Annotated in this window: 17 protein-coding genes; 11 read left to right on the forward strand and 6 right to left on the reverse strand. The window is 74.1% G+C overall.

The features are described from left to right. Positions 1-58 precede the first annotated feature (58 nt). A complete protein-coding gene (locus tag JAO84_RS01745) occupies positions 59-1,540 on the forward strand; it encodes a PLP-dependent aminotransferase family protein (protein WP_370409724.1) in 1,482 nt (493 codons plus the stop codon). 110 nt (positions 1,541-1,650) lie between these two features. Further along, complete coding sequence (locus JAO84_RS01750; protein ID WP_370409725.1) at positions 1,651-2,154, forward strand: FBP domain-containing protein; 504 nt, start codon at positions 1,651-1,653, stop codon at positions 2,152-2,154. Between the two features lie 59 nt (positions 2,155-2,213). Here JAO84_RS01750 and JAO84_RS01755 read toward each other — a convergent pair whose 3' ends face one another. Beyond that, entirely contained in the window at positions 2,214-3,416 is a 1,203-nt protein-coding gene (locus tag JAO84_RS01755) for an acyl-CoA dehydrogenase family protein (RefSeq protein WP_370409726.1), read from the reverse strand. A gap of 138 nt (positions 3,417-3,554) precedes the next feature. On the opposite strand from JAO84_RS01755, the gene JAO84_RS01760 reads away from it, so the two are divergent. The 4 genes from JAO84_RS01760 to JAO84_RS01775 all read left to right on the forward strand — a co-directional run bounded on the left by JAO84_RS01760 (position 3,555) and on the right by JAO84_RS01775 (position 8,098). Further along, entirely contained in the window at positions 3,555-4,784 is a 1,230-nt protein-coding gene (locus JAO84_RS01760; protein ID WP_370409728.1) for a CaiB/BaiF CoA transferase family protein, read from the forward strand. Further along, positions 4,781-5,449: a GntR family transcriptional regulator gene (locus JAO84_RS01765; RefSeq protein ID WP_370409730.1), complete on the forward strand. Its 669-nt coding sequence runs from the start codon at positions 4,781-4,783 to the stop codon at positions 5,447-5,449. Before JAO84_RS01760 ends, JAO84_RS01765 begins: the two co-directional genes overlap by 4 nt. 105 nt (positions 5,450-5,554) lie before the next feature. After that, complete coding sequence (locus JAO84_RS01770; protein ID WP_370409732.1) at positions 5,555-7,414, forward strand: FAD-dependent monooxygenase; 1,860 nt, start codon at positions 5,555-5,557, stop codon at positions 7,412-7,414. 75 nt (positions 7,415-7,489) lie between these two features. Continuing rightward, positions 7,490-8,098, forward strand: a complete 609-nt coding sequence (locus JAO84_RS01775) for a CBS domain-containing protein (RefSeq protein WP_370409734.1) — start codon at positions 7,490-7,492, stop codon at positions 8,096-8,098. A gap of 291 nt (positions 8,099-8,389) precedes the next feature. Here JAO84_RS01775 and JAO84_RS01780 read toward each other — a convergent pair whose 3' ends face one another. From JAO84_RS01780 to JAO84_RS01790, 3 genes are all read right to left on the reverse strand, one after another. Beyond that, positions 8,390-8,689: a DUF1876 domain-containing protein gene (locus JAO84_RS01780; RefSeq protein ID WP_265864212.1), complete on the reverse strand. Its 300-nt coding sequence runs from the start codon at positions 8,687-8,689 to the stop codon at positions 8,390-8,392. 441 nt (positions 8,690-9,130) lie between these two features. After that, a complete protein-coding gene (hemG, locus tag JAO84_RS01785) occupies positions 9,131-10,549 on the reverse strand; it encodes a protoporphyrinogen oxidase (RefSeq protein WP_370409736.1) in 1,419 nt (472 codons plus the stop codon). A gap of 170 nt (positions 10,550-10,719) precedes the next feature. Continuing rightward, complete coding sequence (locus JAO84_RS01790) at positions 10,720-11,256, reverse strand: 2'-5' RNA ligase family protein (RefSeq protein WP_370409738.1); 537 nt, start codon at positions 11,254-11,256, stop codon at positions 10,720-10,722. Between the two features lie 86 nt (positions 11,257-11,342). Between JAO84_RS01790 and JAO84_RS01795 the strand changes: the two genes are divergently transcribed. Beyond that, positions 11,343-11,480 carry a hypothetical protein gene (locus JAO84_RS01795; protein WP_370409740.1) on the forward strand — a complete coding sequence of 46 codons (138 nt, stop codon included), beginning with the start codon at positions 11,343-11,345 and terminating at the stop codon, positions 11,478-11,480. 22 nt (positions 11,481-11,502) lie between these two features. Here the strand turns inward: JAO84_RS01795 and JAO84_RS01800 are convergent, their stop codons facing one another. Next, the gene (locus JAO84_RS01800) at positions 11,503-12,771 is read right to left on the reverse strand and encodes a pyroglutamyl peptidase (RefSeq protein ID WP_370409742.1); all 1,269 of its coding nucleotides are present in this window, start codon (positions 12,769-12,771) and stop codon (positions 11,503-11,505) included. Between the two features lie 140 nt (positions 12,772-12,911). Between JAO84_RS01800 and JAO84_RS01805 the strand changes: the two genes are divergently transcribed. The 4 genes from JAO84_RS01805 (at position 12,912) to JAO84_RS01820 (ending at position 15,370) form a co-directional block, all read left to right on the forward strand. Then, on the forward strand, positions 12,912-13,436 hold the full coding sequence (locus JAO84_RS01805; protein ID WP_370409744.1) for a MepB family protein: 525 nt from the start codon (positions 12,912-12,914) through the stop codon (positions 13,434-13,436). Positions 13,437-13,551: 115 nt separating this feature from the next. Then, positions 13,552-13,962, forward strand: a complete 411-nt coding sequence (locus JAO84_RS01810) for a hypothetical protein (protein ID WP_370409746.1) — start codon at positions 13,552-13,554, stop codon at positions 13,960-13,962. 84 nt (positions 13,963-14,046) lie between these two features. Next, positions 14,047-14,754, forward strand: coding sequence for a DUF6766 family protein (locus JAO84_RS01815; protein ID WP_370409747.1), 708 nt, complete (start codon positions 14,047-14,049; stop codon positions 14,752-14,754). 262 nt (positions 14,755-15,016) lie between these two features. Continuing rightward, a complete protein-coding gene (locus tag JAO84_RS01820; protein ID WP_370409749.1) occupies positions 15,017-15,370 on the forward strand; it encodes a helix-turn-helix transcriptional regulator in 354 nt (117 codons plus the stop codon). Between the two features lie 108 nt (positions 15,371-15,478). Here the strand turns inward: JAO84_RS01820 and JAO84_RS01825 are convergent, their stop codons facing one another. After that, a complete protein-coding gene (locus JAO84_RS01825) occupies positions 15,479-15,634 on the reverse strand; it encodes a hydrophobic protein (RefSeq protein WP_370409751.1) in 156 nt (51 codons plus the stop codon). Positions 15,635-15,798 lie beyond the last annotated feature (164 nt).

Consider the following 15,798-nt stretch of genomic DNA (forward strand, 5'->3'; position numbering starts at 1 on the left):
TGAGGGGAGTCTGTAGCCTTATTGGCCTGGAGAGCACAGCCAATGAGGAGTGATTGGCATGGCAGACGGTCGAGTGGTCCGCTCCGTGGGCACCGTGTCGGACCGCACCCTGAGCGGGCGCCAGCTGGCGGCCCTGCTCACCCCGCCGGCCGACGGCCGGTTCGGCTATCGCGAGCTGGCCCGGGCAGTGCGGCAGGCGCTGCTCGACGGGCGGGTCGCGCTGCGGCTCCGGCTGCCCGCCGAGCGGGAGCTCGCGGTGGCCCTCGGGGTGTCCCGTACGACCGTCACCGGCGCGTACGACCTGCTGCGGGAGAGCGGATACGCGCACAGCCGGCAGGGCGCGGGCACCTGGACCGCGCTGCCCGAGGGGCAGCCGCCGGTCGGCCCGGCCGCGCTGCAGGGCGACTCGGGCACGGTGATCGACCTCGCGCTCGCCGCGCCCGAGGCGCCCGCCGACGTACTGTCCGACGCGCTGGCGCGGGCCGCCGCCGAGCTGCCGCGCTACGCGGCGAGCCAGGGCTACCACCCGTACGGGCTGCCGGAGCTGCGGGCGGCGATCGCGGACCGGTACACCGCGCGTGGGCTGCCCACCCGGCCCGAACAGATCCTGGTCACCACCGGCGCGCAGCAGGCGCTTGCCCTCGCCTTCGCGCTGCTCGGCGGGCCCGGGGACCGCGTGCTCGCCGAGAACCCCTCGTACACCAACGCCCTGGACGCGATGCGCGGGCAGCGGATGCGGATCACCCCGGTGCCGGTCACCGAGTCCGGCTGGGACAGCGGGCTTGTCGACGCGGCACTGCGGCAGACGGCGCCCCGGCTCGCGTATCTGATCCCTGACTTCCACAATCCGACCGGGCGGCTGATGCCGGAGGAGCAGCGGCGGGAGGTGGCACGGGCGGCGCGGGCCACCGGAACCTGGCTGGTGGTGGACGAGACGCTGTCCGACATCGCGCTCGACGTGCCGGCGCCGCGGCCGTTCGCCGCCTCGGCGGGGCCGGGGGCCGGGGAGCAGATCATCGGCGTGGGCTCGCTGAGCAAGAGCTGCTGGGGCGGGCTCCGGGTCGGCTGGGTGCGGGCCTCGGCGCGGGTGGTGACGGAGCTGGCGCGGGTGCGGATCACCCACGACCTGGCGGGTTCCGTCCTGGACCAGCTGGTGGCCGTGGCGCTGATGGACCGGATCGATCCGCTGCTGCCGGGGCGGGCGGCGGAGCTGCGGCGGCGCCGTGAGGCGCTGGTGGCGGCGCTCGCCACGCATCTGCCGGAATGGCGGTGGACGCTGCCGCCGGGCGGTCTGTGCCTCTGGATCGATCTGGGCCGGCCGATGGCCTCGCAGCTCGCGGCACAGGCCCTGCGGCACGGGGTACGGGTGGAGGGCGGTGCCCGGTTCGGGGTGGACCCGGGCACCCATGAGCACCGGCTGCGGATCCCGTACGCGCTGCCGGCCGAGGTGTACGGGGCGGCGGCGGAGCGGCTCGCGGCGGCGCTCGCCGGGGCGCCGGCCCCGTTCGCGGACCCGGCGCTGCCGGACTGGGTGGCCTGAGCCGTACGCCTGAGACGTACGCCTCGGCCTCACGCCTGAGCCGTACGAAACGGGCTTTCCGCACCGATAATCGGATGCCCGGGGCAGGTGCCGTGTGTACGGTCGAGCGAGTGGAACCACTGACCGAGAAAGAGATCCGCGCGTCCTTCGTGAACTGCACGAAGGGTGACGCGGCCCGGATGAAGCTGCCGCTCGACTTCGCCGAGCTGCCCTGGCCCGACCTGGACTTCCTGGGCTGGGTCGACCCGGGCGCGCCGCTGCGCGCCCATGTCGTGGTGCCGGGCCCCGAGGGGCCGGTCGGCGTGACGCTGCGGGTGCCGGCGGTCGGCCGCACCAGCGCGATGAAGTCCAGCATGTGCCAGATCTGTCTGACCTCCCACGCCTCCTCGGGCGTGACGCTGCTGGCCGCGCCGCTGGCCGGCCCCCGGGGCCGGGAGGGCAACACGGTCGGCACGTACATCTGCGCCGACCTGGCCTGCCCGCTGTACGTGCGGGGCAAGCGGCAGCCGAAGCTGCGCGGGCAGCGGCACGAGGAGTCCCTGACGCCCGACGAGCAGGTCGCGCGCATGATGGGCAACCTGAACGGCTTCGTCGGCCGGGTCACGGCGGGCTGAACCCCGGGGGGGGGGGAACGCCGAGCCCGGCGTTCCCCCGTCCGTCTCCGTACCGTGGCTCAGCGGAAGGCCTGCTCGCCGGTGAGCGCCTTGCCGATGACGAGCGCGTGCACCTCGCTGGTGCCCTCGTAGGTGAGCACCGACTCCAGGTTGTTGGCGTGGCGCAGCACCGGGTATTCGAGGGTGATGCCGTTGGCGCCGAGGATGGTGCGGCACTCGCGGGCGATGGCGATCGCCTCGCGCACGTTGTTGAGCTTGCCGACACTGATCTGCTCGGGGGCCAGGGTGCCGGCGTCCTTGAGGCGCCCGAGGTGCACGGCGAGCAGCATGCCCTTGCCGAGCTCCACGGCCATGTCGGCCAGCTTCTGCTGGGTGAGCTGGTACGAGGAGAGCGGGCGGGCGAAGACAGTGCGGTCGCCCGCGTACGAGATCGCCGCCTCCAGGCAGTCGCGGGCGGCGCCGAGGGCGCCGAAGACGATGCCGAAGCGGGCCTCGTTGAGACAGCCGAGCGGGCCGGACAGACCGCGGGCCTCGGGGAGCATGGCGTCGGCGGGCAGCCGCACGTCCTCCATGACGAGTTCGCTGGTGACGCTGGCGCGCAGGGACAGCTTCCGCTTGATCTCGGGCGCGCTGAAGCCGGGGGTGTCGGTGGGCACGGCGAAGCCGCGGACGCCGTCCTCGGTGCGGGCCCAGACGACGGCGACATCGGCCACCGAGCCGTTGGTGATCCACATCTTGGTGCCGTTGAGGATCCAGTCCGAGCCGTCGCGCTTGGCGTGGGTGCGCATGGCGCCCGGGTCGGAGCCGGCGTCGGGCTCGGTCAGGCCGAAGCAGCCGATGTACTCGCCGGCCGCCATGCCGGGCAGCCAGCGCTGCTTCTGCTCCTCGGAGCCGTACTTCCAGATCGCGTACATGGCGAGCGAGCCCTGCACGGAGACCAGGGAGCGCAGTCCGGAGTCGACGGCCTCCAGCTCCATGCAGGCCAGTCCGTACGCCACGGAGTTGGTGCCCGCGCAGCCGTAGCCCTCCAGGTGCATGCCGAGGACGCCCAGACCGCCGAGGGTGCGGGCGAGTTCGCGGGCGGGGATCGCGCCGGACTCGAACCACTCGGCGATGTGCGGGCGCAGCTCGCGGTCGGCGAGGGTGCGGACGGTGCCGCGGATCTCCCGCTCCTCGTCGGTGAGGAGTCCGTCGATCGCGAGCAGATCGAGCGGGCGGACGGGCGCGGACTGCGCGGGGCGGGAGGGTTGCGACGGCTTCACTGACGGCCTCCTGGCGGCTGTGGCGGCGACTCGGCGAGCGGAAGCCTAGCGGCGGACCGGATATTGGATCCAGTATTGAATATCCGGCCGAGGCCCTCTATGGTCCGCTTGGATCCGATCACCGACGAGGGAGGCGGAATGCACGCGCAGCAGCCGGCACCGGCCGGCCCGGCCGGTGCCCTGTCCGGGATCGTCGTGGCGGACTTCGGCCGGGTGCTCGCCGGGCCGTACATGACGATGCTCCTCGCCGACCTGGGCGCCGAGGTCGTGAAGATCGAGCGGCCCGGCGCGGGCGACGACACGCGCGCATGGGGCCCGCCGTTCGCCGACGGGCAGGCCACCTACTTCCTCGGGGTGAACCGCAACAAGCGTTCCGTGGCCCTGGATTTGGGCGACCCGGCCGGTCTGGAGGCCGCCCGGGCCCTCGTGGACCGGGCCGACGTCCTGGTGGAGAACTTCCGCCCCGGCACCATGGAACGCCTCGGCCTCGGCTACGAACGGGTGCGGAAGACCAACCCCGGCCTGGTCTACTGCTCGGTGACCGGGTTCGGCTCGGCGGAGGGTGCCGCGCTGCCCGGCTACGACCTCCTCGTGCAGGCGGTGGGCGGGCTGATGAGCGTCACCGGCGAGCCCGGCGGACCCGGCACCAAGGCGGGCGTCGCGCTTGTCGACGTCATCACCGGCCTGCACGCGGGCATGGGCGTGCTCGCCGCGCTGCGGCACCGCGAACGCACCGGCGAGGGCCAGCGGATCGAGGTCTCGCTGCTGACCTCGCTGCTCTCCGCGCTCACCAACCAGTCCGCCGCGCACCTCGCCGCCGGGGTCGTGCCGCGCGCCCTGGGCAACCGCCACCCGAGCATCACCCCGTACGAGGTGTTCGAGGCGAGCGACCGGCCGCTGGTCCTGGCCGTCGGCAACGACCGCCAGTTCCGCGCCCTGTGCGGGCGGATCGGCGCACCCGCACTCGCCGACGACCCCCGGTTCGCCACCAACACGGCCCGGGTCGCGCACCGGGAGGAGCTGGGCGCCGAGCTGTCCCGGCGGCTCGCGGAACGCACCGCCGACGCCTGGTTCGAGGAGCTCACGGCGGCCGGGGTGCCGTGCGGGCCGATCAACGACCTGGGCGGCGCCTTCGCGCTGGCCGAACGCCTGGGACTCGCGCCGCGGGTCCCGGCGGAGGCGGCGGGACCGGGGCAGGTGGCCCACCCCGTCGCCTTCGGCGCCACGCCCGCCGCGTACCGCTCCGCTCCGCCGCGCCTCGGCGAGCACACCGCGGAGGTGCTCGCCGAACTCGCGGAACTCGCGGAAACGGCGGGGCCGTCCGGGGAAGGGACGGAACGTTCCGAGGAGAGGACGGCCGGGCGATGAGCGGCGACACCGTGGAGCGGCGACGGCCCCCGACCGCCCAGCAGTTCGTGCTCACCGAGCTGCGACGGGCCATCACCACCGGGGAGTTGCGGCCGGGCGACCCGATCCGGCAGGACGCCCTGGCGGCCCGGCTCGACGTGAGCCGGGTGCCACTGCGCGAGGCCCTGAAGACCCTGGAGGCCGAGGGCCTCGTCGTACACCACGTCCACCGGGGCTACTACGTCGCCGAGTTGTCCCTGGCGGACCTGGAGGAGATCTACCGGATCCGCCGGCTCCTGGAGACGGAGGCGGTGCGCACCGCGCTCGTCCGCTCCCCCGACGGACTCGCCGACGCCCTCGAACGGATCCAGGAGGAGGTGGAGCGAGCGGCCGAGGCCGGTGACGTGACCGTGATGGCCGAGGCCAACCGACGCTTCCACTTCACCCTGATCGAGGCCTCCGGGATGCCCCGCCTGGTGCGCCTGATCGCCACCCTGTGGGACGCGACCGACGCGTACCGGGCGCTGTACTACGCCGAGGACCCGCACCGCGAGCGGGCCGTCCACGAGCACCGGGCGGTCGTCTCGGCGGTCGCCGAGAGCGACGAGGCGGCGGCGCTGCGCTGGCTCGACGAACACCGCGACCACGCGGTGGCGGCCCTGCGCCGGGTGCTCGACCGGGCCTGAGGCCCGGCCCGGGCCCGGCCCCGGGGACGGGCGCGGGTGCGGGGTGCGGGGCCGGGAGGGGCGGCCGAGGATGGAGGAGGGGCGTCCTCCAGGAAGGCACCGACCATGCGCAACGACCGCGCCACGCTCCGTGGCGGCCTGTCGTCCGAGCTGTCCGGCCTGTCCGTCCCGTCCGACCCGTCCGACCCGTCCGTCCTGGACGTTCTCGTCGTCGGCGCCGGACCGGTGGGGCTCACCGCCGCCGCCGAACTGCGCCGACAGGGCACGGCGGTGCGGATCGTGGACCGGCTGCCCGAGCGCCTGCCGTACGCGAAGGCGGTCGGCGTCCAGCCGCGCACCCTGGAGATCTGGGACCGGATGGGCTGTGCGCGGGAGGCCATGGAGGCGGCGGTGCCGATGCGCGGCCAGATCGTGTACGCCGACGGCAAGGAGCAGATGCGGTTCGAGCTGCGCCTGCCGGACGAGGTGCCGTACCGCTTCGCGGCGCTGCCGCAGTACGAGACGGAGCGGATCCTCGAAGAGCTCCTGGGCCGGTACGGCACGCGCATCGAGCGCGAGACGGAGCTGGTCGGCCTCGACCAGGACGCGGACGGCGTGACGGCGCGGCTGCGGCATGTCAGTGAGGCCGGTACGGACGGCGGGTCACCGGTCGAGGAGGAGGTCCGCTGCCGGTATCTGGTGGGCTGCGACGGCGCGCACAGCACGGTGCGCAAGGCGCTCGGGCTGGGTTTCGAGGGCGGGGCGTTCCCCGAGGAGTTCATGCTCGGCGACGTCGAGGTGGACTGGGACCTGCCGCCGGAGTACGGGATCCGGTCGATGCACCACGGGCCGGACGGCGCCGTGGACGACGTCCTGGTGTGCATCCCGCTGCCGGGCCGGGGCCGCTACCGGATGTCCATGAAGGTCCCGCCCGCCCTGTCCGTCGCGCGTAACGGCGCGGCCGGGACCGGCGGCTCGGGCGATGCGGTGGCGCACGGTCTGGAGACCGGCCCGCGCGCACCCGGCCTCGCGGACATCCAGGAGGTGCTCGACCGCCTCTCGCCGCGCCCGGTGACGGCCTCGGCGCTGCGCTGGTCGTCCGTCTTCCGGATCAGTCACCGGCTTGTCGACCGGTACGGCGTGGGGCGGGTGTTCGTGGCCGGCGACGCGGCGCACATCCATCCGCCGACCGGCGCGCAGGGCATGAACACCGGCATCCAGGACGCCTACAACCTGGCCTGGAAGCTGTCGCTCGCGGTACGCGGCACGGCGGGACCCGGGCTGCTCGCGAGCTATCACGCCGAGCGGCACCCGGTGGGCGAGGAGGTCGTGGGGCGCACCCTGCGGCACTCCGCCGAGGGCGTGCAGGCCGACCGCGAGGACCCGCACACGCTGCTGCTGCGCGAGGCGCAGCTGCTCGTCGGCTATCGCGGCAGCCCGGTCGTCGCCGGGAACGGCGCGAGCGGCACGAGCGGCAGGAGTGGCAGGAGTGGCAGGAGTGGGCGCGAAGGGCCGCTCGCCGGGGACCGGGCGCCGGACTGCGGCGGGCTCACCGGCCCGCTCACCGCGTTCCCGCTGCGTCTGTACGACGTGCTGCGCGGCCGGGGTCATGTCCTGCTCCTGTACGGGGACGGCCGACCCGGAGCCGAACTGGCGGCGCGGGCGGCCGAGTTGTCGGGCGGCGCGGTCGAGGTGTGCGCGGTGCTGCCGGGTACGGCGGCGGACGGCGACGCCCCGGCGGCGGGGGTCGCCGTGTACCTGGACGCGCGGGGCGAGTTCGCCCGGCAGTACTCCGTAACGACGCCGACGGCCTTCCTCGTACGGCCCGACGGGTATCTCGGGGCGCGGCTCGCACCGGACGGGGCGGGTGCGCTCGACGCCTATCTGGCAGGGGTGTTCGGCGAGCGAGCGGGCACCGGCCCCGCCCCCCGACCGGCGCGGCTGCCCCCGACCTCTTCCCCGTCCCCATCCCCATCCCCGTCCTGAACCGGGGTCGGCTCCCGCCGTCCGGGCTTCGTGAGGGATCATGGACAAAGGAGTCGAGAAGGGACGGGACGAACAATGAGGCACCGCAGTGTCGCCGACCTCATGACGCCGACCGCGGTCGCCGTGCAGCCGGGAACGCCGTTCAAGGAGATCGCCCGGCTGCTCGACGAGTACGGCATCACCGCCGTGCCGGTCGTCGACGCCGAGAACCGGCCGGTGGGCGTGGTCTCGGAGGCGGACCTGCTGCGGCGGCACACCGCCAAGGACGGCCCGAGCACCGCCGAGGCGATGATGACCAGCCCCGTGGTCAGCGCCCGCCCCTCATGGACGGCGGTCGAGGCGGCCCGGCACATGGAACGGCACCGGGTGAAGCGGCTGCCGGTGGTGGACGCGGACGGACGCCTCATCGGCGTGCTCAGCCGCACCGACCTGCTGCAGCTCTTCCTGCGCCGCGACCGCGCGATCCAGGAGGAGATCGTGGAGGACGTGGTCACCCGGATCCTGCGGCTCTCCCCCGCCTCCCTGCACATCGACGTGGCCGAGGGCCGGGTCACCCTCACCGGCACCCTGCCGCGCCGGAGCCTCGCGCCGATCTTCGTACGCCTCTGCGAGGACGTGGACGGGGTCGTGGAGGTCGTGGACCGCCTGACCTACGAGGACGGACCGGCGCCGGCGGAGGAGTGACTGCGCGCTGGGGCCGGGACGGGCGCCTGGCCCGAGCGTCGGGCCAGGCAGGGGCTGGGCCGGGTCCGGGCCAGGCCCGTGCCTGACAGACGCTGGGCCGGGCACGGGCGGTTCGTACCGACGATGTGCACGGCGCACGGAGTCCGGCGCACGGAGACCGGGCTCCCGTCGGGAAGCGGTCGCCCGCCACGGATCGGCCGTGCCCGTCCACGCGGATCCCAGCACGCCGCCGGCCCGCCGGTGCGGGTGGCACCGGCGGGCCGGGGGGTTTGGTCAACCGACGGCGGCCGGTCACTCGACCGCCTCGGGCCAGCCGTATCCGGGTCCGGTGCGCCGGGGCACGGTGTCGGCGCCCACGGCCTCCATCTCCCGGTTGGCCTCCCTCATCAGCTTTCCGGCCAGATCCTTCATGGCCCGGCTCGCGGCGAGGTCGTCACCGATCACCGGTACGTCCACGTCCGCCGGGTTGCAGCGGGCGCTGCCGTGACCGGTGAGGGTGGACGTGCCGGTTTCCAGGCGGGCCTCCGCCTTGGTCCTGCCGCTCTCCTCGACCAGATCCAGGCCGACCTTCCACTCCAGGTGCCGTGTCATGGCCTGCCTCCTCGTACGGGCGGCCACGCGGAGGCACCGCGCGGCCCTCCTCCTACCAGCATCCCGCCCGCACGGCCCGTGCGCCACGGGCGTTCCCGCGGCGGCCGCCGCCCGGGCCGGGGCGGAACCCCGGGGAACCGCTCGCCCGGGCGCCGGCACGGGCGAGCGGGCCGTCGGCCCCGAGCCGGATCCGGCCCTCGCCCTCGCCTCCGGCTGTCGGCAGGCCGAGGTCCGTGGCGCGGGGCGCGCGGCCGGTGCGCCCGCCGCTGCCCGCGCTCCTCGGCGCCGGCCGGTTGTTCCGGGTGGCAGCACGGCCCAGGACCGGGCGGCGGAGGGTGTCCGGCCCGCGGCCGGACTGCGCTCACCCGCCGTTCGGCCGCGGCCCAGGACCGGACCAGGGCGCCCGTCCGCGCCGCCCGCCCCGCGCCACGGCGCTCGGGGTCACTCGGTGCCCAGCACCTCGTCGGCCGCCCGGCGGCCGCTCGCCACGCAGTGGGCGATGCCGACGCCGTCGTACGCGGCTCCGCAGACCCGTAGCCGCGGCAGCTTCGCGACCGCCTCGCGGATCCGCGTGGTCCGCGCGGTGTGCCCGACCGCGTACTGGGGCAGTCCGTTCTGCCAGCGGCTGACCCGCGAGGCCACCGGGGCGGCGGTCAGCCCCAGGATCTCGCCCAGGTCGCGGCGGACGGCCGCGACGAGCTCGGCGTCGTCCAGGTGCAGCGCGCGTTCGTCCCCGTGGCGGCCGACGGACGCGCGCAGCACGAAAAGACCGGGGGCCGTCTCGCGCAGCCAGCGCCACTTGTGGGAGAGCAGGGTGGCGGCCTTGATCGTGCGCCCTTCCACCGGCGGTACGAGGAATCCGCTGCCGCCGGGCAGGACGGTCATCTCGGCGCGGCGGAAGGCCAGCGTCACGAGGGCGGGTGAGGCGTACTCGATGCCGGACAGGTCGGCCGCGGCGGCCGGGCTCTCGGCTTCAAGCAGGTGCGCCGCCGCGCCGGCGGGGGCGGCGAGGACCACGCCGTCCGCGGTGAGCACGCGATCGGGCGTACGGATCCGCCAGCCGTCCTCGGTACGAGTGAGCCCGAGGACCCGGCTGTCGGTCAGGACCTCGCCGCCCCGGTCGCGCACGGCTCCGGCGACGGCGCCCGGCAGCCGGCCGATGCCGCCCGAGACGCCCATGAACACCGGACCGGAGGGCGCGGCGGGTCCGGAGGGTTCAGGCTTGCGGTGCAGGGCGGCGACGGCGTCGAGCAGCGAGCCGTGCCGCCGGATCTCCTCGTAGAGCGCGGGCAGGGTCGCGCGCAGGGAGATGCGGTACGCGTCTCCCGCGTACACGCCGTCGAGCAGCGGCTCCAGGAGCCGGTCGACGACCTCCCGGCCGTACCGTTCGGCCACGTACGCGCCGATCGCGACGTCCTCGCCGACGGCGGTACGCGGCAGGGCACGGTCCTGCCTCATGCGCGCGATGCCCTCCGGGGAGACCAGGCCCTCAAGCCCCGCCCAGTCGCCCGGCACGCCCATGAGGTGACCGCGGGGCACGCGGCGGTGGGCGCCGTGGCTCCATATCGTCGTGGAGGTCGTCACGACCGGCTCCAGGCACTCGCCGAGCCCGACGGCACGGGCCAGGTCGACCGCCTCGGGCCGGAGCGCGAACAGGGCCTCCGCTCCCAGGTCCACGGGCACGCCCGCGATCTCCCCGGCCCACAACGTGCCGCCCAGCCGCCCGGACGCCTCCAGGAGCGTCACGCGCGCGCCCGCCTCGACGAGCCGGTGGGCGGCCGCGAGACCGGAGACGCCCCCTCCGACCACGACGACGTGTCCCGGTACCGGTGCCGGTGTGATCTGACCAGCCATGTGCATGCCTTTCGCGGGAGAACTGCTCGGCAGATCCCCGGCCCGCGTCCCGGAGCGTCGGCCGGCCGGAGATCCACGAGCAGTGAACGCGCACCGTCCACCCCGGCAGAAGGGCCGAACGGCCCCGTCGGTCCCCGCGACGGACCGGTGACGCACACCACGGGATCGATCGCGTCTCAGGCGAGCGGGAACGAGGCCCGTTCCTGCCACTTCACCCCGTCATGGACGATGAGTTCGACCGACGAGACGCGGCAGGTGAACGGAAGCCTGCCCGCGAGGTCGGCCTCGATCTCCTCCGTGACGGCCTCCTGCTGCCCCTGAGCGACGGTCAGGTGCGGAACGATCTCGGTGAATCGGCCCCCGTACGGCGGGGCCTCGGGCCAGCGATCGGCGATCGCCTCGGTGAGCTGCCGCAACGGCGTGTCGGGTTCGGGGACGAGCAGGAGCACTCCCGGAAGCCGTCCGCATCTCTCGAACCGCAGGTCGAAGGCCGGGTGGCCGCCCAGCACCTCCGCGAGCGCGGAGTGGACGAGCGCGTCAAGCCGGCTTTCGTCGAGGAACGGGAAGAGCACGGTGACGTGGGCGGGAACCCCGGCCCGGGCCGAGGGGTCGAACCGTTCACGCCACCTGCGGACGGCCGGCTCCGCCTCCGGTATCCGGACGATGAGGGCCGTCTGGCCCGCCTGAAATCCACTGGTGCTGTCCTCTGCCATGCCACCGCATGGTGTCAGCTCCGCCGCGGGCACCGCGGCCTGTTTTTGCGCGGAACGATCGCGTCGGCCCATCGAGCCCGCCCCTGGTGCAGTTCGCCCTGGCCTTCGTCCTCGACCGCATCGACAAGTTGATCCCGCCGGGCGTGAAGCTCTCCGCCCGGGACGGCGGTTACCCCCCGCCCACCCTCACGGACCCGGCGCTGCGCCGCCGCGGCCGGGCCTGACGCAGACCCGGCCGCGACAGCCCTACTCGGCCCCGGCGGCCACGGCGACGATCGCCCGCACCTGCGCGATGATGTCGAGCCGGTTCCGTACGAACTCGGGGTCGGTGACCGTGCCCGTCGCCGGGTCGGTGTTCCCGGGGCCGAACTGAAGGACCGGCGTGTGTACATGGCCGCCGGGCAGCCGCGTCAGGCCGAGGCGGTCGCGCAGCAGGGTGGCCCGGTAGGCGATCTCGTTGGAGAGGTAGTCCCCGCCGCCGCCCGCCCGGGCGACGGAGCCGGGCGTCGGCCCGTCGGGGCGGACCACGGGCCGGTCCGCGCCGGCCGGGAGCTCGGTGACCGAGGTGTTGTCGTACACCGGGAAGCGGCCGGTGGACGCCACCGTGATCGCCGCGTACGGCAGGGTCGTCGACGTCCACTGGGGCTGCGTGGCCGGATCGTCGACGGGCACCGTCTCCGTACGGGACAGGTTCTCGTTGTCCGGGAAGCCGCCGCGCCAGGCGCCGTTGGTCCGCTCGATGTCGAACCTGCCGGGCCGGCCCTGGCTCACCGTGGTGAAGAGGTCCACCTCCGGCAGGTGCGGGCGCAGGGTCCGCTCGACCGTGCCGTCGGCGAAGTCCTGCCAGCGGACCGGGAAGACGGCCGTCTCGACCCGGGCGAGGGAGCCGTCGGAGGTGCGCAGCCAGGTGCCGTCCAGGGCGAGCGCGGTGGCCCCGGAGGGGTTGCTGATGCGGGTGTCCCGGTCGAGCGTGAACGGGTCGAAGCCGGTCAGCAGGATCCGCTTCACGCCCTTGCCGGCCTTCCCGGCGGGGTAGCGGATCGAGTCCTGTCCGCGCGAGGAACGTTCGAGCCGGTCGAGCAGCCTGGCCCGGCCCTCCTCGGTGATCCGGAACTCGGGCTGCCAGGCGCGGAGTTCGCGGGTGAGCGCGAGTCGCGCCCAGTACAGCGGCCGGTCGTCGTCCCGCGACAGGTCCCCGCCCGCGTCCCCCCGCCCCTGCGCCCGGTCCACGGCCCGCCGCCAGAGCCCCGCCCCGTACCGGGCCACCGTCCGCTCGGCCGCGGCGAAGGACCCGGCCCGGTCGAGGTCATCGGCGAACTCCGGTGCCATGGAGGCGAATCCGCTGCGCCGCAGGATCTCCTGGGGCGCGGCCCGGTCGAGCCGAGCCTCCTCGGCGGTGACGGTGACGGCGCCTCCCGTGTCTGCCGCCGCCGAGGCGACCGGGGTCGTCGCCAGGGCCAGGGCCAGGGAGGCGGCGGCGAGAGGAAGGGCGAGCGCGGCACGTAAGGAAGCCACTGGTGTCCTTTCACGCGTGTGCGACGGTGGTCGGGAACCGCCGGGAACGGTGGGCAGTCTTCCGCACCCGCCTCGAAACGTCGACGGGGCGTTCGGGGGGGCCGAACCAGCGCGCACGGACGCGATGACAGGATGACCGCATGGTGACGAGTGAGCTGTGGACGGGCCTTCACGACGACCTGTCGGCGGCGAAGGCACGGGTGTACGACCCGAGCGGCTTCGTCTGCTCCCTTCCGGCGCCCGAACCGGAGAGCGCCGAGTACGCGGCGTGCGCGTTCACGCTCGATGACCGCTCGGTCCGGTTCCGCGTGGCCAAGACCACCCCCACGAAGGCGGGCCAGTTCGTCACCGTGTGGCAGCGCTCCGAAGCGGGCCCGATCCGGCCTTTCGACGTCGAGGACGGAGTAGACCTCTTCGTCATCAGCAGCCGCGACACCGACGGCTTCGGACAGTTCGTGTTCCCGCGCGAGGTGTTGTGCGAGCACGGCATCGTCTCCCGCGACGGCTCCGGCGGGAAGCGCGGATTCCGCGTCTACCCGCCGTGGGTGACCACGACCAACCGGCAGGCCCGCAGCACCCAGGCATGGCAGGTGAACCACTTCCTCGACCTCGGCCGGCACGGGCCGGCCGACCTGACACGCGCCCACGCGCTCTACCACCCGTAGGCGCCGCGCAGCCCGCCACGGGCGCCGCCGAGCGGGAGCGCGCGATCGGGTGAGGCCGCGGCGCGGGCGGCCCCGCGTCGCGGCACCCGGTGGCCCGCACGGGCAGAGTGAGGGCATGTCGACACCTCTGCGTGCGGCGGCCGGTGCGCTGCTGGTCGCGGCCTTCCTGTGCGGGTGCGGCGCGTCCGCCGCTCGTGAGGACGGCGCCTCCGCCGCCGGCCGGCGGTTCGCCGCGGCGCTGGCCGCCGGGGACTACCGCGCCGGCTGCGAGCTGCTCGCCCCCGAGACCCGGGACGAGGTCGAGGAGGACGCGAAGGGTCCCTGCGGCCCGGCCCTGCGTGACCTCGACCTGCCGCCCGCCGGCCCGGCGCGCGGCGTCGATCTGTACGGGCGCGACGCGTTGCTGCGGATGACGGGCGACACGCTGTTCCTGTCGCAGTTCGACAGCGGGTGGCTGGTCACCGCGGCGGGCTGTGTCCCGCAGGCGGCGGACGAGCCGTACCGCTGCTCGCTGAAGGGCGGGTGACGGAGTGAAGTCCCTGTTCATCGGCCTCGTCCTGACGGTCCTGGGCGGCCTCGCCTACTTCACGGCGATCGGAGCGATGCACCGGTGACGCGCGGACGCGGTTCGGACCGCGCCGAACACCCCGCCTTCTGGCGCTCCAACAGCCTGACCCTCGTCTTCGGCGGGGCCTTCCTCGTGGTGCTCGCCGCCCAGGCCGTCGCCGGGCGGGCGGAGTTCAACGAACAGATGGCCGTCGAGGGGCTCCAGCAGATCGGGTTCGGCGCCTATCTGATGTCCTCGGACTTCGCGGTCGACGTCACCGAGAACTGGCAGTCCGAGTTCCTGCAGTTCTTCCTGTACGTGTTCGGTACCGTCCACCTCCTGCAGCGCGGCTCGCCGGAGTCGAAGTCCCTCGACCGGGCAGGCGCGGAGAGCGATCGCGAACAACGGATGGGCGACCACGCCGGCTCTGACTCGCCACGCTGGGCCGGCACCAAGGACTGGCGCCAGGCGCTCTACTCCCGCTCCCTGGGCCTGGCGATGGCGGTGTTCTTCTTCCTGTCGTGGTTCGCCCAGTCCGTCGCCGGCGTCGCCGCGTACAACGGGGAGCGGCTGCGCCAACTCCAGGCGCCAATCGACTGGGGCGCCTACCTCGCGTCCTCCGACTTCTGGAACCGCTCGCTGCAGAACTGGCAGTCGGAGCTGCTCGCCGTCGCCGCGATGGCCATCCTCTCCGTCTATCTCCGCCAGCGCGGCTCCCCGGAGTCCAAGCCGGTCGGTTCCCCGCACTCCGCGACCGGTGTGGAGGGCTGAAGCCGACGGGAACGGGGAAGTCTCCCGGTCCTGCCCTCGGCGGCCACCGCGCGCCTCACGGGCGTGGAGTGCGGTGGCGGAAAGCCCTCCCGCGCCGTCCGCATCGTGCGTGCGACAGGTCGCCCAGCCGGTCACCGACCGGGCGTTCGCACTCTACGAGTTGCCGGTCTCCGGCCCCGACCCCGCCTGAATCCGCCGAACCGGCGTCAGCGGCCGACCGGCCGACACCGACAGCTCCGCTCCGCCGCGCGGCGCCAAGGCGATGCCGGCCGTTCCGCTTGTCGCTTCCGACGAATCCGACTGGACGTTCCTGACGAATCACGCCCGCGTCCCGCTGGCCATCGCCCGCGACCCGGGCGTCCGGCTCCGCGACGTGGCGGCTCTGTGCGGACTGACCGAGCGCACGGTCCAGACGATCGTCTCGGACCTCGAAGCTGCCGGATACCTCACACGCAGCCGGGCGGAGGACGCGCGCCGAAACCGCTACACGATCGCTTCCGACTCCCCCTTCCGCCACCCTGCCGAAGCCGGCCATGAGATCGCCGGCCTCCTGCGGCTCCTCGTCGAACCTCAGGCCGAGGCAGACCGCTCCGCTCCCCGACGTGCGCAGAAGTGAGAGCGCTCGGCAAACGCGAACGGGCGGCCCCGAAGGCCGTCCCCGTCCGAGGCGTCCCGGCACGCGCAACAAGGAGCGTGCCGGGACGCAAGCGGTCTGGGTCCCTCATCACCAGCGATACCAGCGGCCACGCGCACCATGGACGAAGAAGCCCAGCACCCAGAGCACCAGCACAGCGAGGGCGATGTACCACAGCACGTCCACGGCGAAGCCGGCTCCGAAAAGTACAAGAATGAGAAGCAATACGAGCAGAAGCGGGATCATGGCGAAACCTCCTCAGGCCCCCCGCGATGCCGGTCGCCCACCGCGCAACTGCCCGCGCCACGCCCGAACGATGCCGTTCGGCCCCCAGGAAATTCCGGCGAGGCCGCAACCGTCCTGGACGACCTGAACCACGCCGCGAGCCCACGTTTCCCTCTCGGTCACCC

Origin of the sequence: Streptomyces fradiae (assembly GCF_041270065.1) — a bacterium.
Classification (GTDB): Bacteria; Actinomycetota; Actinomycetes; order Streptomycetales; family Streptomycetaceae; genus Streptomyces.